The sequence below is a fragment of the Virgisporangium aurantiacum genome, assembly GCF_016863635.1.
In the GTDB taxonomy this organism is placed as follows: domain Bacteria; phylum Actinomycetota; class Actinomycetes; order Mycobacteriales; family Micromonosporaceae; genus Virgisporangium; species Virgisporangium aurantiacum.
This window is the reverse complement of sequence record NZ_BOPG01000026.1, coordinates 1-22,586: the sequence shown is the minus strand read 5'-3', so window position 1 is coordinate 22,586 and position 22,586 is coordinate 1. Positions and strand designations below refer to the sequence as shown.

19 protein-coding genes and 1 pseudogene are annotated in these 22,586 nt (G+C 70.4%); 6 read left to right on the top strand and 14 right to left on the bottom strand.

Going from position 1 to position 22,586, the window contains the following annotated elements:
• The first annotated feature begins 1,214 nt into the window (after positions 1-1,214).
• Complete coding sequence (locus Vau01_RS21250; RefSeq protein WP_203995614.1) at positions 1,215-2,285, top strand: flavin-containing monooxygenase; 1,071 nt, start codon at positions 1,215-1,217, stop codon at positions 2,283-2,285.
• 72 nt (positions 2,286-2,357) lie between these two features.
• Here the strand turns inward: Vau01_RS21250 and Vau01_RS21245 are convergent, their stop codons facing one another.
• The 3 genes from Vau01_RS21245 to Vau01_RS21235 form a co-directional block, all read right to left on the bottom strand.
• A complete protein-coding gene (locus tag Vau01_RS21245; RefSeq protein ID WP_203995612.1) occupies positions 2,358-2,579 on the bottom strand; it encodes a hypothetical protein in 222 nt (73 codons plus the stop codon).
• A gap of 79 nt (positions 2,580-2,658) precedes the next feature.
• Complete coding sequence (locus tag Vau01_RS21240) at positions 2,659-4,059, bottom strand: MFS transporter (RefSeq protein ID WP_203995610.1); 1,401 nt, start codon at positions 4,057-4,059, stop codon at positions 2,659-2,661.
• Complete coding sequence (locus Vau01_RS21235) at positions 4,056-4,817, bottom strand: DJ-1/PfpI family protein (protein ID WP_203995608.1); 762 nt, start codon at positions 4,815-4,817, stop codon at positions 4,056-4,058. Before Vau01_RS21235 ends, Vau01_RS21240 begins: the two co-directional genes overlap by 4 nt.
• 254 nt (positions 4,818-5,071) lie before the next feature.
• On the opposite strand from Vau01_RS21235, the gene Vau01_RS21230 reads away from it, so the two are divergent.
• Both Vau01_RS21230 and Vau01_RS21225 read left to right on the top strand, forming a co-directional pair.
• Complete coding sequence (locus Vau01_RS21230; protein ID WP_203995606.1) at positions 5,072-6,544, top strand: multicopper oxidase family protein; 1,473 nt, start codon at positions 5,072-5,074, stop codon at positions 6,542-6,544.
• Between the two features lie 137 nt (positions 6,545-6,681).
• Positions 6,682-8,667 (top strand): sensor histidine kinase, encoded by a 1,986-nt coding sequence (locus Vau01_RS21225; RefSeq protein ID WP_203995604.1) that lies wholly within the window; start codon positions 6,682-6,684, stop codon positions 8,665-8,667.
• On the opposite strand, the gene Vau01_RS21220 is transcribed toward Vau01_RS21225, so the two are convergent.
• Together Vau01_RS21220 and Vau01_RS21215 are read right to left on the bottom strand one after the other, a co-directional pair.
• A complete protein-coding gene (locus Vau01_RS21220; protein WP_203995602.1) occupies positions 8,569-8,964 on the bottom strand; it encodes a response regulator in 396 nt (131 codons plus the stop codon). The two genes, Vau01_RS21225 and Vau01_RS21220, sit on opposite strands and share 99 nt — an antisense overlap.
• A 155-nt stretch (positions 8,965-9,119) precedes the next feature.
• On the bottom strand, positions 9,120-10,586 hold the full coding sequence (locus Vau01_RS21215) for a DJ-1/PfpI family protein (RefSeq protein ID WP_203995594.1): 1,467 nt from the start codon (positions 10,584-10,586) through the stop codon (positions 9,120-9,122).
• Positions 10,587-10,865: 279 nt separating this feature from the next.
• Between Vau01_RS21215 and Vau01_RS21210 the strand changes: the two genes are divergently transcribed.
• On the top strand, positions 10,866-11,318 hold the full coding sequence (locus Vau01_RS21210; protein ID WP_203995590.1) for a hypothetical protein: 453 nt from the start codon (positions 10,866-10,868) through the stop codon (positions 11,316-11,318).
• A gap of 9 nt (positions 11,319-11,327) precedes the next feature.
• On the opposite strand, the gene Vau01_RS21205 is transcribed toward Vau01_RS21210, so the two are convergent.
• On the bottom strand, positions 11,328-11,936 hold the full coding sequence (locus tag Vau01_RS21205; protein ID WP_203995589.1) for a response regulator transcription factor: 609 nt from the start codon (positions 11,934-11,936) through the stop codon (positions 11,328-11,330).
• A 110-nt stretch (positions 11,937-12,046) separates the two neighbouring features.
• Here Vau01_RS21205 and Vau01_RS21200 point away from each other — a divergent pair, with 110 nt between their 5' ends.
• Positions 12,047-12,406, top strand: coding sequence for a hypothetical protein (locus Vau01_RS21200; RefSeq protein ID WP_203995588.1), 360 nt, complete (start codon positions 12,047-12,049; stop codon positions 12,404-12,406).
• Positions 12,407-12,607: 201 nt separating this feature from the next.
• Here the strand turns inward: Vau01_RS21200 and Vau01_RS21195 are convergent, their stop codons facing one another.
• The 6 genes and pseudogenes from Vau01_RS21195 to Vau01_RS21175 all read right to left on the bottom strand — a co-directional run bounded on the left by Vau01_RS21195 (position 12,608) and on the right by Vau01_RS21175 (position 19,541).
• A complete protein-coding gene (locus tag Vau01_RS21195) occupies positions 12,608-12,970 on the bottom strand; it encodes an AraC family ligand binding domain-containing protein (RefSeq protein WP_203995586.1) in 363 nt (120 codons plus the stop codon).
• A gap of 56 nt (positions 12,971-13,026) precedes the next feature.
• A complete protein-coding gene (locus Vau01_RS21190; RefSeq protein ID WP_373320284.1) occupies positions 13,027-13,830 on the bottom strand; it encodes a DUF899 family protein in 804 nt (267 codons plus the stop codon).
• Positions 13,831-13,971: 141 nt separating this feature from the next.
• Positions 13,972-14,127 (bottom strand): annotated as a pseudogene (locus Vau01_RS64650) (GNAT family N-acetyltransferase); the annotation flags it as partial.
• A gap of 13 nt (positions 14,128-14,140) precedes the next feature.
• Entirely contained in the window at positions 14,141-15,649 is a 1,509-nt protein-coding gene (locus Vau01_RS21185) for an AfsR/SARP family transcriptional regulator (protein WP_203995582.1), read from the bottom strand.
• Positions 15,639-18,650: a helix-turn-helix transcriptional regulator gene (locus tag Vau01_RS21180; RefSeq protein WP_203995581.1), complete on the bottom strand. Its 3,012-nt coding sequence runs from the start codon at positions 18,648-18,650 to the stop codon at positions 15,639-15,641. The genes Vau01_RS21185 and Vau01_RS21180 overlap by 11 nt, the downstream gene beginning before the upstream one ends.
• A gap of 243 nt (positions 18,651-18,893) precedes the next feature.
• Positions 18,894-19,541: a TetR/AcrR family transcriptional regulator gene (locus Vau01_RS21175; protein WP_203995580.1), complete on the bottom strand. Its 648-nt coding sequence runs from the start codon at positions 19,539-19,541 to the stop codon at positions 18,894-18,896.
• On the opposite strand from Vau01_RS21175, the gene Vau01_RS21170 reads away from it, so the two are divergent.
• Entirely contained in the window at positions 19,501-21,117 is a 1,617-nt protein-coding gene (locus Vau01_RS21170; protein ID WP_239151750.1) for a DHA2 family efflux MFS transporter permease subunit, read from the top strand. The genes Vau01_RS21175 and Vau01_RS21170 overlap by 41 nt on opposite strands.
• Before the next feature lie 897 nt (positions 21,118-22,014).
• Here Vau01_RS21170 and Vau01_RS21165 read toward each other — a convergent pair.
• Both Vau01_RS21165 and Vau01_RS21160 read right to left on the bottom strand, forming a co-directional pair.
• Positions 22,015-22,281 carry a hypothetical protein gene (locus Vau01_RS21165; RefSeq protein ID WP_203995571.1) on the bottom strand — a complete coding sequence of 89 codons (267 nt, stop codon included), beginning with the start codon at positions 22,279-22,281 and terminating at the stop codon, positions 22,015-22,017.
• A gap of 43 nt (positions 22,282-22,324) precedes the next feature.
• Positions 22,325-22,586 (bottom strand): substrate-binding domain-containing protein (locus tag Vau01_RS21160; protein WP_373320283.1); only part of this gene is annotated, 262 nt, incomplete at its 5' end.

Sequence of the window (22,586 nt, the reverse complement as noted above, 5' to 3'; positions counted from 1 at the left end):
CGCGACGTGTGAGCGCCCCCTATGCATCGAACCGCAATCCGTCTGCTGACCGTCGCCGGCATCACCGGCGCGACGGTCGCCGCGTCGGCATCCGCGGCAGAGGCCGCAAATCCGCCGCAAGCGGCCTGCCCACGGTGATCGGGAACACGACTTGGATCACCGGGATCCTCGCCGCCGCCCGACAGACCGCCGCGTTCACCATGCCCGGCCGCCGCTGCCGATCGTCGGCGAAACCCTCACCCTGCCGCAGCGGTCGCCCGCACCGGGCCACACAAGCCGGGCCCAACCCCAGGCAGCACTCCGGGTGACGGTGTGGGCGTTACCCCAGGCAGCCCAAACCATGATCAACAGCGGGTGTTTTCACCCAACTGCCCTGCTAGAAGGCCTGCACCGAGCCACCGGCCGAGGCCGTAAATATCCCCGTGGGGGATCCCCCGACCGGGGGAGGTACCTACCGACACACGCACGATCCGGCCGCCGCTTCCACTGCCATCAGGAGGCACTGGCCGGTCTTCTCAACGACCACCGCACGCCCACCACCGCTCAGATCCCGGCGACGCTGTTCACCTCCGACCGAACGTGCCGCAACCGGCTCGCACGCCAGCAGCCCGCTGGCCTGGGCACGGAGAAGCTGGGTCCAGCTCGGCCCACCCCGGCCAGGTGCTGGGATGATCCGATGCCGGCGCAGGATCCGCCGCACCGAGGACGCGGACACCTGCGCGCGGAGAGTCCGGCACTCCCCCACAATCCTCATGTATCCCCAGCGAGGACTCTCCCGGGCCAGCCGCAGCACCAGATCAACAACGCGCTGATCCAGGCCGCGCGCCCCGACCAGTCCCGGGGTAGCCCGGTGGGCACCCGATCTGGTGGACCGGGCCCGCGCCGGCGGCTCCTGGCTTGATCAGACTCCGCCCGCGTAGCGGCGCCCCGTTCGGCGCGACCTTCCACTCAGCCGCCGGGGTCGGGCGAGGCGTTGGACACGATGCGTCAACGTCGTCGAATGGAACCCGGCGTGGTCGATCGGTCCTCCAACGTCTGCACCCCCAGCACCGACGCGATCACCTCGACCGGCGCCGACGGACGGCCCCTCCTCGAGTGGTTGGTGTGAGGCCGGTTTGAAGCCGTCGCCTGATCCACTGTCAGCGCGTGCTGTTGTCACGACGAGTCTTTCTCCCCCGATGGGAGGCACGCGCGGTCGCTAGGAGGTGACCCGGATGCGGTCAAGTTCGGCCGGCGACGGCTCGTTCGATGTCGTCGTGGTCGGCGGCGGCCAGGCCGGACTGGCCATCGGATGGCACCTTGCCCGTTCGCCGCTGCGGTTCGTCGTCCTGGAGGCTTCCGGCGAGATCGGGTACTCGTGGCGTACGCGATGGGACTCGCTGACGTTGTTCACATCCGCGCAGTTCGACGGGCTGCCGGGAATGGCGTTCCCGGCGCCTCCGGACACGTACCCGGACAAGGACGCCGTGGCCGACTACCTCGCCCGGTACGCGGCCGCGTTCGATCTCCCGATCCGGTTGAACGCAAGGGTCACCGCGTTGCGTCACACCGATGGCCGGTTCGAGATCCGCACGCGGAACGAGGTGTTGCGGGCCGGCCAGGTGGTGGTGGCCACCGGTCCGTTCCAGACACCGCACGTGCCGTCACTCACCGGAACGTTCGACCCGGCGGTCACCCAGCTACACAGTGCCGGGTACCACAACCCGGAACGTCTGCCGGCGGGCCGGACGCTCGTCGTCGGCGGGGGCAACTCCGGCCTGCAGATCGCCGACGAGCTCGCCGCCACCCGGCAAGTCGTCGTGTCAGCCGGTGAGAGGCCGGCGGCGCTTCCGCAACGGATTCTCGGCCGCGACCTGTTCTGGTGGTTGACCCGCCTGGGTGTCATCAGAGTGAGTTCGACGACCCGCCTCGGACGCCGGCTGCGGGGGCGTGGCGAGTTCGTCGTCGGATCGAGCCGGCGCCGTCTTCTCCGAGCCGGCGTCGAGTTCCGGCCACGGCTGGTCGGTGCGAGCGGGCGTACGGCCCACTTCGCTGATGGGACCGACCTCGACGTCGACGTGGTGGTCTGGGCCACCGGCTACCGGCCGGACTACTCATGGATCTCTGTGCCGGACGTCATCTGCGAGGGCCGCCCCGTGCATCGCCGCGGGGCCACGGACGTCGCCGGGCTGTACTTCCTCGGCCTGCCCTGGCAACACACCCGCGGTTCGGCGCTGCTCGGGTTCGTGGCCGACGACGCCGCTCACGTCGCGGCCCGCATCGGTGCGAAGCGCGATGCGCGGTAGCTCCTGTCGGGAGCCGGCCCCCGGCATCAGCCGGGGACCCGCCGCGGTGATCACGCCCAGAAGATCACCCCCTCAGTCGAGTCCGAATCGGGCGTGGTGCGCCGCCGAGTAGGTCGGGTGGCCCGGTTCGAGCCGGTCGGCGATCCGACGCAGGGCCGACACGGTGAGCCGGCGCACCGCGTCGCCGCGCGCTCGCGGCGGGCGCTCGCGCACGGTGGGCGCGTCGGGGCGTGCGGACAGCACATGGTCGGTGACCGCGTTGCTGGCGATCGTCATCGCACTCAGGTCGAACATCGGTTTCTCCTTCGCAATGGGGGCCGCTATGTAGCAACCGCTCGGTTGCCACTCACTTTATAGCAACCGGCTGGTTGCTTCAACTGAGGCGCGACGTCGGTTCGGGGCCAGCGGTCGAGAGACCGACGACGACGGCCGCGACCGCCGCGACAACGCCGGCCAGGAGGAACCCGTCCGTGTAACCGGTCAGTGTGCTGCCGGTGAGGCTGGCGGCCGCCACGCTGGACACCGCGGCGGCACCGACGGCGGCACCGAACTCGTGGAACGTACTGACGATTCCGGACGAGACGCCCGCCTCGTGCGGCGCCACCTGTCCGAGCGCGGTTGCCGACGCCACGACGAAGATGGCTCCGGCCCCGGCCGCGCCGACCGCGAGGCCCATGACGACGGCCGCGGGACTCAACGACACCGCCGGTGCGGCCAGGCCCACCGCCGCGGCGACGAAGCCGAGCACGGCGGGCCGGCGTACGCCTGTCCGCGAGATCGTGCGGCCGGTGAGGTTGGCACCGAACATCGTCGTGAGGGCGACGGGGAGGAACAGCAGTCCGGTGAGAAGGGCGCCGTATCCCCTCGCGTGCTGGAAGTAGAACGTGCCGAGGAAGAACATGGCGATCATCAGCGCCGTCGCCATGAAAATCAGGAACGTTCCGATGGCAACCGGCCTGCGGGCCAGGAGCCTGACGTCCATCAGGGGTGTCCGGGCACGGCGCTGCCACACCGCGAACGCCACGTAGCCGAGCGCACCGACCGCCAGTAGCCATCCGGTCGTCGGGGTCAGCCATCCCGCGTCTCCGGCATGGACGAGCGCGTAGATGACAGCACCGGAGGATCCGGTGACCAGCAACGCACCGACGACGTCGAGCCCGGTGCGCGGCGCGAGCGCGGGGCTCCGCGGCAACATGCGGGCGAGGGCAAGCGCGATCGCCAGCCCGATGGGCACGTTGACGCGGAAGACCCACGGCCAACCGGGCCCGGCGGTCAGGACGCCGCCGAGCAGGACCCCGAGCGCCGCTCCGCCACCGCCGAGCGACGACCACACGCCGAGCGCCCGGTTGCGTTCGTCTCCGTCGAAGAGCGCGACGACCAACGACAGGGCGGCGGGCGACAGCAACGCCGCGCCGACGCCCTGGGCGACACGTCCGCCGAGCAGCATGGTCGCCGACTGGGCCATTCCGGTCAGGAGCGATGCCGCGGTGAAGACCACGAGGCCGGTGACCACCACGCGCTTGGCCCCCACGAGATCGGCGAGTTTGCCGCCGAGGAGCAGGAGACCGCCGAAAGCCAGCGTGTAGGCACTCACCGTCCACGTCAGGGCGGCACGGCTGAGGGACAGGTCGCTTCCCATATGGGGAAGTGCGACAGCCACGACGGTGACATCGAGAATCAACATCAGTTGGGCGATGCCGAGCAGGCCCAGTATCCGCCAGCGATCGGGATGCGGGTGTTGTGCGGCGACCACGTGCGTCTCTTTCAGCGTCATGTCGACCCTCCAGCCCGCCACTGCTTCGCCGGCGCCGGGGAAAGCTCGCGGCGTTTGCGGAACTTGCCGAGGACGCGTCGCCACGCGATCACCGAGATCGCCCGCATCTCGGACGGGTTGACCGCGATCCTCCGTCCGAGCGCCTTCGCCGCGGTGACGACCGCACGGTCCGCCTTGCTGGGATGGCCGGCGTCGTACGGCGGCTGGGGATCGTACTCGAGGTACAGCTGGATCATCTCGGCGTGTTCACGGCCGGCGATCTCACCCGCGAGCCACAGAGCGAGGTCGATCCCGGACGAGACGCCGGCAGCCGTGGCCACCTTGCCGCTGTGCACGATCCGTTGCGCGTTGCGCGGTTGCGCCCCCATCGCGGCCAATGCCGGCAGCACCTGCCAGTGGGTCGTCGCGGGTTGCCCGTCGAGGATGCCGGTCGCCGCGAGGATCATCGACCCCGTGCAGACCGACGTCGTCCACCGCGTCGTCAGGTGTACCCGACGCAGCCACTCGGTCAGCTGCCGGTCGGCCATCGCCGTGACGGTTCGTGGCCCGGAGCCCGGAACCAGCACGATGTCCGGGCTCGGCGTCTCCGTGTACGTGTGCGTGGCCCCGAGGAACAGCACACCGCTGTCGGCGACGACGGGTCCGGGCTCCGCGCCGACGAAACGCACCTCGGCGTCGGGCAGCAGCCGCAGTACCTCGTACGGCCCGACGACGTCCAGCGCCGTGAACCCGGGGTAGAGAACGATTGCGATTTGCATGATGGGACCTTCCGTGGGTCAGGACGCCCGATCGGGCATGGGTGTTGCTGCGGAACGGTATCGGCGGGTGCCGCGACACCGCATCGTGCGAGACACACGACTTCGCGGTGCGCGATCCATGTCGGATCGGTGCCCCGGACACTGACGCCGTTCCCGCCACACGACCGACAGTTGGAGGTGATGCCGTTCCTGTGCGGCCTGACGCCGCGGCCCGGTAGCGTCGCGCCGCCGCGGAGAATCGAGGGAGAGCAATGGTGTTGGAGAGTTTTCCGCGTGACGTTGCCGGGCTTGCCGGTGCGGGTCCGGTCGAGATCGTCGAACTGGGCGACGGCGATCGGTTCGAGCTACGGATCGGGCCGGTCGCCAAGCGGCTCGGCGACAGCACCGTTCGGATGCTCGGATACAACGGCTCGGTGCCGGGTCCGACCCTGCGGGTGCGGCAGGGTTCCGAGGTTCTCGTCGACATCGAGAACCTGGGCGATACCGAGACGACCGTCCACTGGCACGGTCTGCGGCTGGACAACCGCTACGACGGTACACACGGGACACAGCGCCCGATCCCGGTCGGCGGCCGGTTCCGGGCCGTGCTGTCGTTTCCGGACCCCGGCGGCTACTGGTACCACCCGCACATCCGCCAGGACCACGGACAGGAGCTCGGCCTGTACGGAGGTATCGTCGTGGCGCCGGCCGATCCCGGCTACTGGCCACCGGTCCACCGCGAGATTTCGCTGTGCGTCGACGATGTCCTTCTCCTGGACGGAGACGTGGCGCCCATCAGCCGCAGCGGGCCCGATCATGTGGCGATGGGCCGCTACGGCAACGTCTTCCTCGTCAACGGTGAGATCAACCCGGTGCTGACGGCCGGCCGGGGCGAGGTGGTCCGGTTCTACCTGACGAACACCGCCAACGCCCGCGTCTTCAACCTCTCGGTCCCGGGGGCCACGATGAAGCTCGTCGGTGGCGACAGCGGCCACGTCGAGCAGGAACAGATCGTCGGCGGGGTGATCCTCGCCCCGTCCGAACGTGCGGTGGTCGACGTGCTGTTCGACCGTCCCGGACGGTGGCCGCTGCGGCACTCGACCCCTGGACGGGTCCGCGAACTGGCCACCATCGAGGTCGGCGACCGGCGCAGTGATCCGCAGGTCACGTCGGCGTTCCACCTTCTGCGCCGAAACACCGACCTGGCCCTGGCCCGCGAACGGATCACCGGTTCCCTGGGCGACGAGCCGGATCACACGCTGTCGTTCCTCGCGGAACTCGACGCCGAGATGGGTCACCACCACCATCATCACCATCACGGCCACGGTGCCCACGACGGCGATGACGGCATCGAGTGGGAGGACACCATGGCCGAGTTCAACCGGACCACGACGCCGGCCAACACCCGCTGGAAGATCGTCGACGTCGACACCGGCGCCGTGAACCACGACATCGCCTGGCGGTTCCGGGTCGGCGACCAGGTCAAGATCCGCCTACGCAACGAGTTGGCCGGCGACCACCCGATGCACCACCCGTTCCACGTTCACGGCGCCGGCCGTTTCCTCGTCCTCAGCCGCGACGGCGTCATCGAACCGAACCTCGTGTGGAAGGACACCGTGCTGGTGCGGTCAGGCGAGGTCGTCGACATCCTCCTGGACGTGACGAACGCGGGGCACTGGATGGCGCACTGCCACATCGCCGAGCACCACGAGGCCGGAATGATGTTCAGCTTCGACGTCGAGGGCTGAGAGCGGGCCGGCGACGGTCGCCCGGTACTTCACATCTGCTTCGTCCGCCGCCGGTCCCGAAGCCCGGAAGACGCTGTTCAGAAGCCCCACTGTGGCTACAGTGGCCGATCGCGCCGGCGAGCTGTGGGAGATGGTGGATGGCCGATGTCGGTACGCGCCCGGAGCTGACGCCCGATCGTGCCTGGGCGATCCCCACCGCGTTCCTCTGCCTGCTGCTGCCCGCAAGAGCCGGTGTCGCGGTCGGCTACGGGAACGGTGCGACGGGTGTCTGCGCCACCGTCGCATTGTTCGCGTTGCCGCTGATGTACACCGTGCCGCGGGGCCGGGTGATCTGGGAGCGCCACCCGTGGTGGTTGCTCTCCGCACAGGCCGTGTTGACGTACGCGCCGTTCGCCGTCTGGGGCAGGACGTGGGTGGTGGGGCTGTCGGGCCTGCTCGCCGGGCTGGTGCTGCTCACCGTCCGAACGCCACTGTCGTGGTGGTTGTTCGTGACGATCGTCGCGGTCGAGGGCGTTCTTCGCATCGGGGTGTTCGACCTCTACCCGGCGAGCGAGTTGCAGTACTACTCGTGGGTTTTCGTCGTCCCGATCGACATGGCGCTGCCGCTGTTCGGTCTGGTGCGGCTGTCGGACCTGGTCTCCGATCTGCACGCCACCCGCAGCGAACTGGCGGGAGCGGTCGTCACGCAGGAGCGCCTGCGGACCTCGGCCCGGCTGCGCGCCGCCGTCGGTGACCGTCTGGAGATCGTCACCGCGCACTCCAGAGCCACCATCGCGGCTCTGTCGCACAGCCCGGACCGGGTCCACCCGCACCTGGTGATGGCGGCCGGCGTCGCGCGACAGGCGGCCGAGCAGGTACGACTGACGGTCGACGAGGAGCAGCGCGCACCGGATCGGCCGGCGCCACGCCGTACCGGCAGCACGGTCGCACCGCGGCTCGCCGTGCTGGTGCTCGTCGTCGACCTGAGCGTGTTCGCGATCCACCACGCGATGATCGTCGTCGATGCGCCGACCGGTCCGGCGCAGACGGTTGCCGCCGTGGGCGCCATCGCGGCGATCGTGGCGCTGCAACTGCGCCACTCGTTGGCCCGGCGGGGCGGCGGCCGGCCGGCGGGTTGGCGCGTGACGCTGCCCGTCCAGGCGTTGTTGCCGTTCACCGACTTCGTCCACGCGACCCTCCTCGGGCTCCCCGGCTTCCCGGCGGGCTCGGCGCTGTTGCTGCTCCGGGGCAGGCGGGCGTGGGTGGCGTTCACGGCCATCGGCTGCAGCATGGCGACGTACTGGCTGCTGCGCCACCCGGAGGACCTCGGCGGAGTGGTGTATCTGGCGGGGCTGTCGGCGTCGACCGGTCTTGCGGTGTACGGGTTGTCCCGGCTGCGGGATCTCGCCGAGGAACTGGCGGTCGCCCGGCAACGGCTGGTCCGCGCGGCGGTGGAGCAGGAGCGGCTACGCGTCAGCCAGGACACGCACGACCTGCTCGGCCTCAGCCTGTCGGCGATCGCGCTCAAGTGCGACCTGGCCGGGCGGCTGGCCGGCCGCGACAACGCCAGAACACGCGCCGAACTGCACGCGGTGCTACGGCTGGCGGCCCAGGCACAGGCCGACATCCGCGCGGTCACCACCGGCCGGCACGGCCTGACGCTGCGAACCGAACTGGCCGCCGCACGCGATGTTCTCGCCACCGCCGACGTACGTGTCCGGCTCCCTCCGGCGGAGACCGGAGTTCCGCTGCCCTCCGACGTCGAGGCGGTCCTCGCCACCGTCCTGCGGGAGGCCGTGACGAACGTTCTGCGCCACTCCAAGGCCACCCGGTGTGACATCGAGCTGACCGCCCGCGCGGCCGTCACCCTGCGGGTCACCAACGACGGCGCCGACGGAAGCCCGCGTCCGACGGAGCAGGCGGGCGGCGGGCACGGCCTGACCAACCTCACCGCCCGCATCGCGTACCACGGAGGGACGTTGACCACGCGGGCCGCCGACGGCCGGTTCGCGCTCACCGCGCACATCCCGCTGCCGGCCGTGGAATCAGACGGGGTGGTCGGGAAAGACCCGCTGACCCGCGGCGACCCGACGCACCGCGGCGACGATGCTGTCGGCGGAACTGTCCTTGGCGATGAACCCTGACGCGCCGGCGGCCACCGCCCGGTGGACGTTCCCGGGACCGGCCAGGCCGGTCACGATCAGGACCCGGCACGCCGGTGTCCGCTCGCGCAGCCGCGCGGCCGCGCTGAGTCCGTCGGTTCCGGGCAGGTCGATGTCGAGAACCGCCACGTCGGGCCGGTGTTCGAGGGCGACGGGAACTATCCGGTCACCGGACGCGACCTCGGCGACGACCTCGAAGTCGTCCTCCAACTCCAGGATTGCGACCAGCGTCCGGCGGTACACGCCCGCGTCGTCCGCCACGAGGATCCGGGTACCCATCCGCCAAGTCTCCGCCCGGTCGCAGGGTGGCGCCCAGTGCCGACGGCACGGGCTCGCGGTGCAGAACGCACGTCCCGTGAGAGGACGGCGCAAGGTGCGAACACACCATGTGTCCGGGCCACCCGCGCGGGTGGCCCGGACACGCGGTACGGGCGTCACAGACCGGCCGGCTCCGGGGCTCGGGCGTCGAGCGTGTCCACCCGCGCGGCGGGACCGTCCCGCCGCGACCGGCGCGCACGCCGTCGACGGAGCCCGGCGACCACCGACCTCCTCGCCGCGATCAGGGCGGTGGCGCCGCCGAGCGCGTACAGCAACGGCAGGAGTGTGGCGACCCACGGCCATCCGGGTCCCTGGAGTCCGGAGAGATCCGACGCCGGGTACTCGAGTGTCTTCGCCCGCCACCTGGCGGTCGGGACGTCGATCGTGCGAGCCATCCCGCGCAGCACCGGGTCGAACGCGAACCCCGGCTCCGCGTGCGGATACTCCACCACGATGGAGGGCCACGTCCGGGCGGCCATGGTGTCCAGCGCCGCCCGCTGGTTCTGTGCGGTCGCCGCGCCCGGGACGACCAGCCGGTCCAGCCCGCGGGTGGCGAAGGCGTCGCCGCGCGGCACGAAGACCATGCCGTGACGCGACAGGACGGCCGCCGTCGACCCCGCGCCGAGGGCCCGCGTGCGCGCCGCGTACGCCGCTTCCGTGTACGCGGCGAAGACCGAGGCGAGTTCGATCTCTCCGACACCGTTCGTCAGGACCACACCGAGGGTCGGCCGGGGGCGGAAGGTGAGGTTCACGCCGGCGATCGTGTCCGGCAGGCCGAACGTCGACCGCGGCAACGGTGCCGGCCGGCCCGGGGAGTAGTGCCGCCAGCCCACGGCGTCGGCCGCTGCGGCGGCCGCCCGGGAATCCAGCACCCGCTCGATGACCCGCAGCGAGCCGTCGATGCCGGCCAGTACGCCGCCGGTGGTGACGATGTCGCCGTCGTCAACGTACCGGGTGGCGCGTTGCCATTTGACGTCCGGATATGCCTTTTCGAGCGAGCGCAGCTTGAACCAGTGGGAGGCCGCGTTCCGCCCGTCGAGGAGCCCGGCCGACGCGAGGACCTCGGCGCCGGCGCAGACGCCGAGCACCAGCGCGCCGCCGCGTGCCTGCCGGCGGAGCCAGTCCTCGACCGGAACGGTCATCGACGACCCGGCCGGTGGCATCTGCGGCACCACGACGATATCGGGTGTCCTGCCGGCGAGTCGTTCGTCCAGTTCGGCGAGGCTGAAGTCGGGAACGAGATCGAGGCCGCCCAGCAACGGGACCCGCCGGCGATCCGGGGAGACGGTGTACACATTGAACGCCCCGGTCGCGGTGAACGTCTCGTACGGCGGGAGCACGTCTCCGCCGTTCGCGCCGTGGTTGCCGATCAGGATCGCCACGGTGCGTTTGGCCGGGTCGTAGCGCGGCGCCGCCGTGCGTACCGACTCCGGCACGGTCGTGTCGCTCGCCGGCGCGTAGAGAGTGTCCACATAGGACGTCGCGGACGCGACGCCGACCACGACGGGCGGTGTCACCGCGGCGAGAGCGACGGCTACACCCCACACCAGTGCACCGAGGATCCTGTTTCTTCGTACCAACATCTGTCCACTCCCTGGTGTCGTGTCGATGCCGGCGGGTCACGCGTCCCGCGCCGGCTCTTCACCGAGGAAGTGTGTGCCGGCAGGGCGACTGCGGCCAGCGGCAACGGTCATGAGTTCGGTGTGCGGAACGCACACGCGCCGGGGTGCGCAACTCCTCGTCAGGTCGTGTGCGCGGCACTGGCCGCGCCGAGGCGCCTTCCGCGAGGATCGGCGGCGAGTCCTTGTCACACCGAATCTTTGTCACACCGATCTTTGTCACACCGACAGCCGGAGGGCATCATGCGCAACGTCGACCCGATCGAGCACGCGGGCGCCACGGCACCCCGGCGAACGTCGCGGGCATGGGGCCGGTTCGCCCTGCACTACGTCGAGATGGTCGTGGCCATGTTCGTCGGCATGCTGGTGCTCGGCGGTGCGCTACGTGTGACGCTCAACGTGGCGGGCGTCGACTACTCGATGGAGCGCGCGCCGGTGCTCATGCTCGTCGAGATGGGCTGCACGATGGCGATCGGCATGGGCGTCTGGATGCGCGTCCGCGGCCACGGCTGGGCCAGCACGGTGGAGATGAGCCTGGCCATGCTGGTGCCCGCGGTCGCCGCGGCGGCGCTCGTCGCGGTGGACGTCGTCGACGCGGGCGTCGCCATGGTCGCGGAGCACGTTGCGATGTTCCCGCTCATGCTGCTTGTCATGCTCCGCCGCCGTGACGAGTACCTCGGCCATCGCCACGCCTGAGCACGCGGATCAGAGCCAGCCCGCCTCGCGTGCCAACCGGATCGCGTCGACCCGGTTGCGTGCGCCGAGCTTCGTGACCGCCGACGCCAGGTAGTTCCGAACCGTGCCGTGGGACAGGTAGAGCGCCGCCGCGATCTCACGCGCGTCCCGCCCGTCGGAGAAATGCCGGAGGATCTCCGCCTCCCGTGGCGACAACGGATTCTGCGGCACCTCCAGCGTGGCCAGCGCCAGCCGAGGATCGATCACCCGCTCACCCGACGCGACCCGCCGCACCGCGTCGACAAGGTCCCGTGCCGGCGCGTCCTTACCGAGGAACCCGGCGGCCTGCACAGCCAGGGCACGGCGCAGGTTTCCCGGCAGGGCCAGGGCGGTCAGAATCAGCACTCGACACGCCGGCAGCCGCTCGCGCAACACGGCGGCCACCGCCAGACCGTCCATCCCGGGCAGATCGATGTCGACCACCGCCACATCGGGATCCGTCGCCAGCGCCGCATCGACCACGCCATCACCGTCGCCGACCTCGGCCACCACCTCCAGGTCGTCCTCCAGGCCGAGAACCGCGACCAGGGTGTCACGCAGAATCTGCATGTCCTCCGCGACCAGCACCCGTACCGTCATCGAACCGCCTTCCCGTGAAGTTCACGGCGTAGTCGTATTGAAGTCGATATGAATATGTCGTGTGGTGTCCTGTTGGCGACCTGTCCAAGCCACAACGGAACGGAGACCACATGAAAAGGCGTCTCGCCGCAATCGTGAGCGTGGTAGCACTGGGTCTGCTGTCGTCCGTATCGCCGGCCGCCGCCGACGGCTCCATCGGGGTGCAGATCAACAAACGAACCTGTAGGACGGAGAGCCCGCGCCAGATCATCCTCGTACACTCGGCCGGCAGCTCGACCTGCTACGGCGGCACCGTCGGCCGCATCGCCCTGGACGGGAGATACGTGCAGTCGGTTCACGCAGGCGGATACTACGGTGCGTTCGGCTGGAGGAGCGGCCCAGACAGCGGCGGCCACGTGATCCTGGAGCCCGGTGCCGTCGAGGTGATCGGAAGCTACGGTAGCTGGCTCGAGATCCGGCCGGCCAGCTAAACCAGCAGCGGTACGAAGACCCTGACGTCGTTCCAGCTCGGATCCGGGCGGTATCTGGAGCTCCAGTGCCGCGCCGGATCCCCTGGTGGCCACCGTCAACGATCCGGCCGTTGCGCGGCGGACGCCGGGATCGATCGGTTGACACTGCGCAGTTTCGTTCGGACCTCCTCGGCACGGGGGTGGCCGGATTCGTCGAACATGTCACGCGCCCGACAGATCGTCGCGGGTGCCGGCCGCCCGGTGCGCGGCGCGGAGGGCGGCGAACAACTGCGGCGAGTACACGATCCGTTCGCGGAACACCGGGGGGCGGCCGAACGCCAGTTCCCCGGCCAGCGCCGCGATCAGCTCCACGTCGGGGTAGAACACCCGGTAGCTCCACGCGTTGTCGGCGGCGGCACGCCCGGTGTGCACGTCGCCGGGGTTGATCAGAACCAGACCGCCGGCCGTCACGACATCGGTTCCGGTGCTGAACCCGAGGTCCTCGGGTCCGGCCTCGATCAGCCCGATCGCGAACGTCTCGTGGCTGTGCCGGCGGAACCGGTGCCGCCGAAAGCGGGCATGCATCAGGTCGACCCTGTCGACCGCGGGGTGGCTCCAGTACCGCACCGATTCGGCGTCGTTCACCAGTCGGGGCGGCCGGCCTCGATGCGGGACCATTGGGCGATGGGGCGTCCGTTGGTGCGCCAGACGTCGGGGTTGTGGGCGCTGCCCCAGGGTTGGGGCCAGCCGTCGGGGGATTCTTCCCAGGTTTCCTGGCGTCCGTAGACGGTCATGTCGAGTAGTCCGTGGGTCGGTGTCATGACTTCGACGCCGCGGCCGCCGGTGTAGTAGGTCTCGAATACCCGGCTGCCGTCGCGGACGTAGCAGACGAGGTGGTGGCGTTGCCAGTCGCGGCCTTCCAGCAGGCGTGGTGCCGTCTTTTCGACGGAGTACCAGGGCATGTCCAGGCCGAGGAAGTCGCGGTAGCGGATGCTCTCCTGGTAGGGGCCTTTGCACAGGGTGGCGTAGGTGATGTCACGGGAGTGGAGGTAGGACAGTTCGCGGACCTGGGAGTTGAAGAAGGTGCAGCCTTCGCACTGCTCGGCGGCGGGCTTGCCGGGCCACCAGGCGTGGTAGTAGCCGATGAGCTGCGTGCGGCCCTCGAAGACGTCGAGGAGGGTGACCGGGCCGTCGGGTCCGATGACCTCGATGGTGGCGTCGACCTCCACCATCGGCAGCCGCCGCCGCGCCGCCGCGATCGCGTCCCCTTCACGGGTGTGCGCCTTCTCTCGCGCAAACAGCGCTTCCCGCGCCTCCTCCCAGGTTTTCCTGTCCACCAACGGCGGGAGCGCGGGATCCGGTGCCTCGTCGTTCACGACTTCCTCCATGCGGTACTCGCGGTGCGGCACGTGCCGGTTCGAGATTGTCGCAGTCAACGCATTCATTTCGGCTTCTTCGCGCACCCGTCGGTGCGACCCGGGCCTGCCGCCGTCACTGCCCGCCGTGACCGGAAGGTTCAGAATGAGGTGAGGCCTCGTCCAGGTGACTCTACCCGCGGGTGGAAGGTGTCCGATGCGGCGCGCGCCGCACGTGAGGTAGAACCGTTCCGCGGGTGGATGGGCGATGACATGGACCCGCGTGAGCCGCCGTTGCTCTGCGACGGCGCACAGGTCGTTCAGCATCGTTCGGCCGATGCCGCGCCCTTGCAGCCCGTTGGCCACGAACATGAAGTCGAGCTCGCCCTCGGCCTCGGCGCTAACGTGTGGGCGACGTCCGGTCGGCGTTGTGCTCGTCGTCGAGTTCGGCGGCGGCGGTTGTCAACGGGAGCGGGTACGTCGCGATGCGGGCCGCAATGACCGCGAGCGCCAGCGGCAGCCCGCCGCACCGGGCGATGATCGTCTCGGTGGCGTCCGGTTCGCCGGCGATCCGATCGCCACCGAGCCGGGCCGCGAGCAGGTCGCGTGCCTCGTGGTGGGGAAGCACGCCCAGGATCAACGGCCGGGCCGCCTCCGTGACCGCGAGGCCCGTCAACCGGCTGCGGCTGGTCACCACCACCACGCAGGTCGGCCCGCCCGGCAGTAGCGGCCGAACCTGGTCGGAATCGCGGGCGTTGTCGAGCACCACGAGCACCCGCCGGCCGGCGAGCACCGAACGGTACAGGCCGATCTGACCCTCCACATCGGACGGTATCCGCGCCGCCGGAACGCCCAGCGCGTCCAGGCACTGCCGGATCACCCCGGCGGGCGCCGTTGCCGGTCCCGACAAAGGGAATCCGCGCAGGTTCACGTAGAGCTGCCCGTCGGGAAACCGGTCGGCCACCCGGTGCGCCCAGTGGACCGCGAGAGCCGTCTTGCCGACGCCCGCCGGTCCGGAGATCGCCCCGATGGCCACCGCGACCGGCGCCACGTCGCTGATCAACGCGTCCAACGTCCTCAACGCGTCGACCCGTCCCGTGAAGCCTTCGATGTCGGCCGGGAGTTGGCGCGGAACAAGGACCGCACCGGTCCTTGACGGCGCCGCCGGGCCCGACGGCGGTCGCTCGGACAGCAGGAGGGCGTAGACCCGACGGAGCTCCGGCCCCGGATCGACACCGAGTTCGTGGGCGAGGCGTCGACGGACCGTCTCGTACCAGGTCAGCGCCTCGGCCTGGCGGCCGCAGCGGTCGAGTGCGACGAGGAGGCGGACCCACAACGACTCCCGCAACGGATGGGCCGCCGTCAACTCCCGCAACGGCGCCACCAGTTCCGTGTGCCGGCCCTCGGCCAGGTCCAGATCGGCACGCCGCTCGACCGCGGCGAGGCAGCGCTCGACCAGCCGGGCGCGCGGACCGACGAACCAGGCCGAGGCCACGTCTTCGAACGGGTTGCCCCGCCAGAGTTCCAGTGCCTCGGTCAGGTGGCCGCGTTCGGTCGCCGGGTCTGCCGCCTGGGTGGCCGCGTCGAGCAGTTGACCGAACCGCAGCGCGTCCACCCGATCGCCGCTCACGCGTAGCCGGTAACCGGCCGGCTCGGTGCGGATGTACTCGGCGCCCAGCGCGGCCCGCAGCCGGGTGAGGTGGGTCTGCACGGTGCGCCGCAGGAACTCCGGACGTTCGTCGTCCCACAACGCACCGGCCAACCGGTCCACCGGCACCGGCGTCCCCGCCTCCATCGCCAGCACCGCCAGCAATGCGCGCAACTTCGGAGACGTCAGCTCCACCTGCCGGCCGCCGGCCGACACCTTCAACGGCCCCAGCAGCTGAACCGAGAGTTCCTCAGTCCCCATCGGAACCGATCCGCTGGGCGATCGCGGCTGCCTCGATCCGGCTGGTCACACCGAGCTTGCGCAGCAGGTTCGTCACGTGGACGCTGGCGGTCTTCTCGCTGATGTACAACGCCTCGGCGATCTGCCGGTTCGTGCGTCCGGCCACCAGCAGGGTCAGCACCTCCGCCTCCCGCCGGGTGACCCGCAGCGTCGCGAACGTGGACGGCGGCTCCGGTACGGCGGCGGCCCGGTCCAGATCGAGCCGCCCCCGCTGCACCAGCAACCGGACCTCGGCGGCGAGCGGAGCCGCGCCGAGGGTGTCCGCGACGTCCAGTGCCGCGCCCGCGTAGCGCGCGGCGGTACTCCGGCCACCACCGTCGCGCAGCGTCGCCTCCGCGGCCCGCCACCTCGCCACCGCGGCCGGATAGGGCATGCCCAGCGTGTCCCAGGTCTCGCCCACGGCCGCCCACTCGTCCGCCCGGTCCGCCCGCCGGACACGGGCGTACTCGGCGTCGGCGACGGCGAGCCATGCGGCCGGCTCGGGCAGCAGCGCCGTCAGCGATTCGCCCACCCGGGCCCGCAAGCCGGCGACCTGCCCGGCGAGCCGGTCGGCGACGCCGTGCGCCTGCGCCAGTTCGGCGTCGACGTGCGGCCCCGACCCGTACAGGGCGGTGACCCGGTCGGCCTCCACGGCCAGCGCCGACGCGAGCCCCGGCGCGAGGTGGAACTGACCGTTGCCGGCAGTGCAGGCGCGCACGCCCGCTTCGAACGCCGACCGCGCACCGTCCCACCGCCGCCGGGCATGGGCGAGTTCGCCGGCCCGCAGCAGCACCGGGCCGCGCAGGTGCGGCGCGCTGACGCTCTGGAGGAGCCGGTCGACCCCGGACGCCACGGCGTCGTGGTCACCCGTCCACAGTTGCAACCGCAACCGCCGGGAACTCAGGTAGTACGACGCCCTCGCGACGCCGGCCAGCCGGACACGCATCTCGGTGTCGACCCGCTCGGCCTCCCGCCACCGGCCGGCGTTGGTGTGCGCGAGGACGCGGAACGACGTGATCGCCCCGCCTAACCGGTCGAGCAGCCCCGCCCGCCCGCAGTACTCCAGCCCTTCGGCGCCGACGGCCTCCACCTCGTCGAACCGGCCCGCCCGGAGGAGGGTCGCCAGGACGTTGACGTGGCCCCGGCCCGCGGCGTACGGCCGCGCGTGGGTCAGGAGCGAGTCGAGGGCCTGCCGTGCCGTCGCGACGCCCTCGTCGGCGCGGCCGTCCTCGGCCTGTACCCAACCGAGATCCGACCGGGCCTCCGCCGCCGCCCCCGCCGCGCCTGTCGCCGTCGCGCAGTCGATCGCGTCCAACAGGGTGGCCTCGGCGTCGGGGTGCTCCCGGATCATCAGGCTCTGCGCCAACGCCGCCAGCACCGCGGCCCGCTCGACGGACGGCGGCCGGCCGGCCATCAGCCGGACGGCCTGTTCGTGGGCCGCGGCGGCCTCGGACTCCCGGTCCAGTTCCCAGTGCATGTGGGCGATGCGTTCGAGCACGGCCGCCCGCCGCTCCGGCTCGACGGCGTCGTCGAGCGCCGCGTACGCGGCGTTGACGAGGGTGAGCTGGCGCTGGGAAGGGTTGGTTAGGTGCACCGCGTCTGCCGCCTGTAGAAGCAACGCCGCCCGGTCCATACCCGCACGGGCGGCGGCGTTCGGCACCCTGTCCCACAGTTCGAGGGCCCGTTCCAGGTGACCGCAGGCGGCCGCGTGCGCGTTGACGCGCAATCCCTCGCTCCCCGCCCGCAACGACGCGACGAACGTACGCGGCACGTCATGTGCGGCATTCCAGTGGTGGGCGAGCAGGGCCCAGCGCATGTGGTCGGGAAGGCCGGGCGCGTGCTCCCCCGCTTCGAGTGCCTGCGCCGCCGCGACGTGGATCCGCTGCCGCTCCCCCGGCAGCAGATCCTCGTACAGTGCCTCGGCCAGCAGGGCGTGCCGGAACCGGCACGTCCTGCCGTCGAGCACGAGCAACTGCGCGCCCAGCGCCTCCCGCAGCGCCTCGGTGGTCTGTTCGGCGGGCAGGTCACTACACGCCGCCAGCAGCCGGTCGTCGAGTTCGGTGCCGAGCACCGCCGCCCGCCGCAGTACCGCCTGCGCCGGGGCCGAGAGCCGACCGACCCGGGCAAGGACCGCCTCGCTCAACGTCGACGGCAGTCCGCCGTGAAGTGCCGCGGCGGTCGGCGCCGCGGCGACAAGCTCCTCCACGTACAGCGGGTTGCCACCGGTCCGGGCGAGCAGTGCCGCCACGCCCGCGAGGTCCACGTCGTGGCAGCCCAGCCCGATCAGCAACTCCACGAGGTCAGACCGGTTCAACCCGCTCAACGTGATGCGCTCGGTCTCGGAGTCACGCTCGAGGTCGGCGAGCAATGGCCGCAGCGGGTGCCGGCGGTGCAGCTCGTCGGAGCGATACGTCAGCACCACGGTGACGGCGACCCGGCGCAGATTGCGCCCCAGGAACGCGATCAGGTCACGGGTGGACGCGTCCGCCCAATGCAGGTCCTCGAACACCACCAGCCACGGCCGCAACCGGCCGAGCCGCGCCAGAAAGTCGACCAGCGGCGCGAACAGCTGCCCGGCTCCGACCGTCTCCTCCCCGCCGAGCAACGCCGTCAACGCCGGCGGCGCCAGCTCGGCGAACCGGTCGCTGCCCAACTCGTCACGCAGGCCGCGGGCCATCTCCACGACGGGGGCGAACGCCAGCGGCACCGCGCCGAGCTGGACGCAGCCACCGACGACCGCGCCGAACCGGTCGAGCGTTGCCTGCGCGCAGGCCGCCTGCACCAGCCGGGTCTTCCCGATCCCGGCGTCGCCGGCGACCAACACGAAGCGGCCGTCGCCGTCGGCAGCCGCCTCCAGCGCGGAGTGGATGGCGGCCAGTTCCGCGGCCCTGCCCACGAACTCGGCGCTGGTGACCCGACGGACCATTGGCCGATTATGCGCGTCGGCCGCCGGCCCGATCAGGCGGGACATCGTGATATCCACGCAGGCAAGAATCCGTGGCGCAGGGCGGACATGCCTCGGGTGCGGCACCTTAGATTCGGCCCGATACCCCTTAGATTTCGGGGAGGCCCCGGTCCCCTACCCGGTCGCATACGAGGGTATCGACCGGCGGCGTCAGGCTTGCGTCGGAACGGCCTCGCGGTCCTCGGCGTCGGTGCCGGCGTCGGTGCCGGCCTCGTCGGCGGTGCGGCTGAACACGGCGACGCTCACCGTCCGAGACACGGCCTAGTCGGGCGCGTGGGCGGCTCGGGCGCCGGTGGTTCGAGGCGGTCGTAGACCGTTGATGATGGTGTCGACGACGGTGCTGAGATGGTTGCGCAGGGTCGCCGTACTGGTGTCCTGGCCTGCTGCCCAGTGGACGAGCGCGCCAAGGTAGGCGTCGAGCAGTATTCGTCCCGCGCTGCCGGGATCGATGTCGGGGCGTACCTGTCCGCGGGCCCGGGCGTCGTCGAGGGTGTCGGCGAAGATCGCCGCGGTGGCGAAGGCGTCCGGCAACAGCGGACCGCCTGCCTGGACCCAGGCTCGGGTGAGCGATCGGGTGCCGGCGACGTCGGTGTCGAAGATGTCGCAGAGGTTGGCGAAGACGCGGTGCAAGCGATCGGCCACGTCGGCCGATTCGGACCGTTCTCGTGCCAGCAGGTCCGCGATGACCTCCCGGCGGCGTTCCGCCAGTGCGAGGAGGAGCTCCTCCTTGCGCGGGAAGTAGTTGAAGGCGGTCGCCCGGGATACGTCCGCGTCGGCTGCGATGTCGTCCATGGTGGCGCGGTCGTAGCCGCGTTCGGCGAAGTGGGCCTGCGCCGCGGTGAGAAGCCGGTCGCGGGTTGCGCGTTGTTTGCGCTCTCGCCTGCCGAGGGCAGGATTCTCCGTTGACACTTCCTGGACTCCAGTCTACTTTTGGATTCAGGTCCAAAAATGGACCAGGATCTACAAGTGGACTCAAGTCTATCAAGCTCGAGCGGTGGGATCGCGGCACCGCTGCCGCGGCCTGCGTCGGGAAAGGGAGACAACTGTGTCAAAAGCCACTATCTCCATGCCTACCGTAGAGGCGGCGCGAAACGCGCCGGAGCGACTCGATCGGAGAATTCTCGCGATCGGGGGTGTGGTCGTCCTCGGCGCGATCATGGCGATGCTCGACATCACCGTGGTCAATGTCGCGCTCGAGGACCTGATCGTCGAGTTCGACACCACGCTCACCACGATGCAGTGGGTGGCGACCGGCTACACGCTGGCGCTGGCCACCGTGATCCCGTTGTCCGGCTGGGCCGCGGACCGGTTCGGTGCCAAGCGGGTCTACCTCGCCGCGGTGTTCCTGTTCATGGTCGGCTCGGCACTGGCAGGTACCGCCTGGTCGGCGGGGGCACTGATCCTGTTCCGGGGTCTGCAGGGTCTCGGCGGTGGCATGCTGCTGCCGCTGAGTATGACGATCTTGACCAGTGCGGCCGGGCCTGGGCGGATCGGGCGCGTGATGGCCGTGCTCGGCATTGCGATCGGGCTCGGCCCGGTCCTCGGCCCGGTCCTTGGCGGCTGGCTCGTCGACGACGTGTCGTGGCGCGCGATCTTCTTCGTCAATGTGCCGGTCGGTGTCCTGACGCTGATCCTCGGCGCGCGGGTCCTCCCCATGGACGAGCGCCGCCCGACGGAGAAGCTCGACGTCCCCGGTCTGCTCCTGCTCTCGCCTGGCCTGGCGGCGCTGATCTACGGCCTCGCCCAGGTGCCCTCGCGCGAGGGCTTGGCCCACCCCGAGGTATACCTGCCCGCGGGCTGCGGTGCGGTGCTGGTGATCGCGTTCCTGTGGCACGCGGCGCGTACACCGCGTGCGTTGATCGACCTGAAGCTGTTCGGCAACCGGAACTTCTCGCTCGCGGCGGCCATCATGGCGCTGTTCATGATCACGTTCTTCGGCACGATGCTGCTGTTCCCGTTGTACTTCCAGCAGGTGCGGGCCGAGACCGCGTTGAACGCGGGTCTGTTGGTCGCACCGCAGGGCATCGGCGCGATGATCATGATGCCCCTCGCCGGACGGCTCGTCGACCGTGGCTACGCGGCGCGGACCGTGCCTCTGGGCATCGTGGTGATCGCCGCCGCGATGGTGCTGCTCACACAGCTCACCGACACCACGCCGTACTGGGCGATTGGTGTGGCCCTGTTCGTGATGGGGTTCGGCATGGGCATGGTAGGGATGCCGAACATGTCGATCGCGCTGAAATCACTGAAGCCCCAGGACGTCGCGCACGCGTCGACGAGCCTGACCATCATCCAGCAGGTCGCCGCGTCGGTCGGCACCGCGATGCTGTCGGTCATCCTGTTCAACGAGATCAAGGACCGCCAGTCGCTCGCCACACCCATCGCGGACGCATACGCGTCCACGTTCGTGTGGGCACTGGTGTTCCTGATCCTCTCCTTGATCCCAGCACTCCTCCGGCTACGGGGCACGAAGACGCCGGCGTAGCCGGCGACCGGGCCAGCCGCCGGACGAGATTCTCGAGACCGAACTGCGTGTGGCGGCCGCGTTCTGACCCAGTGCTCCGACGCGAGGAAATGACAAGGCGACTGGAGAGACACCATGGCAACGACAACCAACCCCGCTCCCCACCGAGGGGCCGCCCGGCTCGTACTCGACGCGCTGTCATCGGGCGCGTCAGCAGGCATCGTGACCAAGGTCTGCGATGGCGACCTCCACTGCTTCGCGGCCGCGGGCAGTGCCGGCCTCAGATACAGGCCGCGTGCGCAGACCGGAGAGTTGTCACGGATCGGCGGCGCCGCAGAGACTTTCATTGCCGCCATCACGCTGAAACCGGCGGGTGACGGCGCACTGCGCCTGGACGACATCGTGGAGAAGTGGCTTCTCCAACGACGGTCATTGTCACGGCGAGGCGACCACATCGCGGCGGTCGCTGAACCATACCGGCGGCATCTTCAACCGCGTTTTGAATCCAGGGTTCCACGCCGCTGGTCGAGGCGCGACAGCGGCTGCAGCCGATCGGCAACACGACGGAGGACATCTGCCGCAGCCTGGCGCGCCCGACCTGCGATCGGCGGCGAGGTGGTGCGGCACGCAGCCACCGAGGCGTGCGGTCCGGTCGACCTCATATGGTCGGTTCCATTTGCCTTCCTCCTCAACGGGTGTAGCGGGGACTCACGGCGTCTCAGCCCACCGGCCTGACCACTCACGTGCCAACCCCTGGGTGTCGACCGGCGCGGTCCGTGCCGTCCACGGTGGATGGCCGGTGGTGCTCTACTCCCGGCCTGGACCTCACATGATCGCGCAATGTGTGCGGCCGACGTGCCTGCCACTACTCGCCTGCCGCCGGAGCCCGATATGAAACTCGGTCCGTCTCGGCCTCAGTCATCGATTCGGAGTTGCTCGGGCCGCATGCTTCTCCGCAACGGTGAACTCGAGAAGGATGACGTCGCGGTCTTCGGGGTGTGTGAAGAACTCGTCGACTCCGACGATGGGATAGTCGCTGTGGTCGAAACCGACAAGGGTTCCGTGCCCTGGTTGGTGGCTGGCGTCCTGTAGTGCCCTGGTGGGGAAGGCGTACAGGGTGCAGTGGCCTCTGCCTTCTCGTTCCAGGCGTTGCAGGTGTTCTCGGAGCGTGGTGACCACCATCATCGATGTTCTCCTCTCTTCAGGTGGTGCTGGCAGTCGGTGGTCGTCAGCCGGTGGGGACGAGGTCGAAGGCCGCGATGCGGTCGGGGTTGAGGTCGGGTTTGATGAGGCCGATGCCTTGGATGAGGGCGATGCAGCGGGCCATGCGGGATTGGTCGAGGTGGCCGATGTAGGGGGCGTTGCCGCGGACGTAGGCCACGGTTTCCCTGACTTCGGCCGCGGCGACGTCGGGTTTGTAGGTGGGGTTGTGGTTGGCCATGATGCGCCCGGCCGGGTCGGGGTTGTCGATGGTCCACCGCAGTCCGCGC

Bases quoted from the DNA above. Each gene is read 5' to 3' on its own strand.
- Vau01_RS21185 (WP_203995582.1), bottom strand. From the start codon at position 15,649: ATGGGGACTGAGGAACTCTCGGTTCAGCTGCTGGGGCCGTTGAAGGTG.
- Vau01_RS21200 (WP_203995588.1), top strand. From the start codon at position 12,047: ATGAAAAGGCGTCTCGCCGCAATCGTGAGCGTGGTAGCACTGGGTCTG.
- Vau01_RS21165 (WP_203995571.1), bottom strand. From the start codon at position 22,281: ATGATGGTGGTCACCACGCTCCGAGAACACCTGCAACGCCTGGAACGA.
- Vau01_RS21245 (WP_203995612.1), bottom strand. From the start codon at position 2,579: ATGTTCGACCTGAGTGCGATGACGATCGCCAGCAACGCGGTCACCGAC.
- Vau01_RS21195 (WP_203995586.1), bottom strand. From the start codon at position 12,970: ATGCATGCCCGCTTTCGGCGGCACCGGTTCCGCCGGCACAGCCACGAG.
- Vau01_RS21225 (WP_203995604.1), top strand. From the start codon at position 6,682: ATGGCCGATGTCGGTACGCGCCCGGAGCTGACGCCCGATCGTGCCTGG.
- Vau01_RS21250 (WP_203995614.1), top strand. From the start codon at position 1,215: ATGCGGTCAAGTTCGGCCGGCGACGGCTCGTTCGATGTCGTCGTGGTC.
- Vau01_RS21235 (WP_203995608.1), bottom strand. From the start codon at position 4,817: ATGCAAATCGCAATCGTTCTCTACCCCGGGTTCACGGCGCTGGACGTC.
- Vau01_RS21215 (WP_203995594.1), bottom strand. From the start codon at position 10,586: ATGTTGGTACGAAGAAACAGGATCCTCGGTGCACTGGTGTGGGGTGTA.
- Vau01_RS21240 (WP_203995610.1), bottom strand. From the start codon at position 4,059: ATGACGCTGAAAGAGACGCACGTGGTCGCCGCACAACACCCGCATCCC.
- Vau01_RS21210 (WP_203995590.1), top strand. From the start codon at position 10,866: ATGCGCAACGTCGACCCGATCGAGCACGCGGGCGCCACGGCACCCCGG.
- Vau01_RS21220 (WP_203995602.1), bottom strand. From the start codon at position 8,964: ATGGGTACCCGGATCCTCGTGGCGGACGACGCGGGCGTGTACCGCCGG.
- Vau01_RS21190 (WP_373320284.1), bottom strand. From the start codon at position 13,830: ATGAATGCGTTGACTGCGACAATCTCGAACCGGCACGTGCCGCACCGC.
- Vau01_RS21205 (WP_203995589.1), bottom strand. From the start codon at position 11,936: ATGACGGTACGGGTGCTGGTCGCGGAGGACATGCAGATTCTGCGTGAC.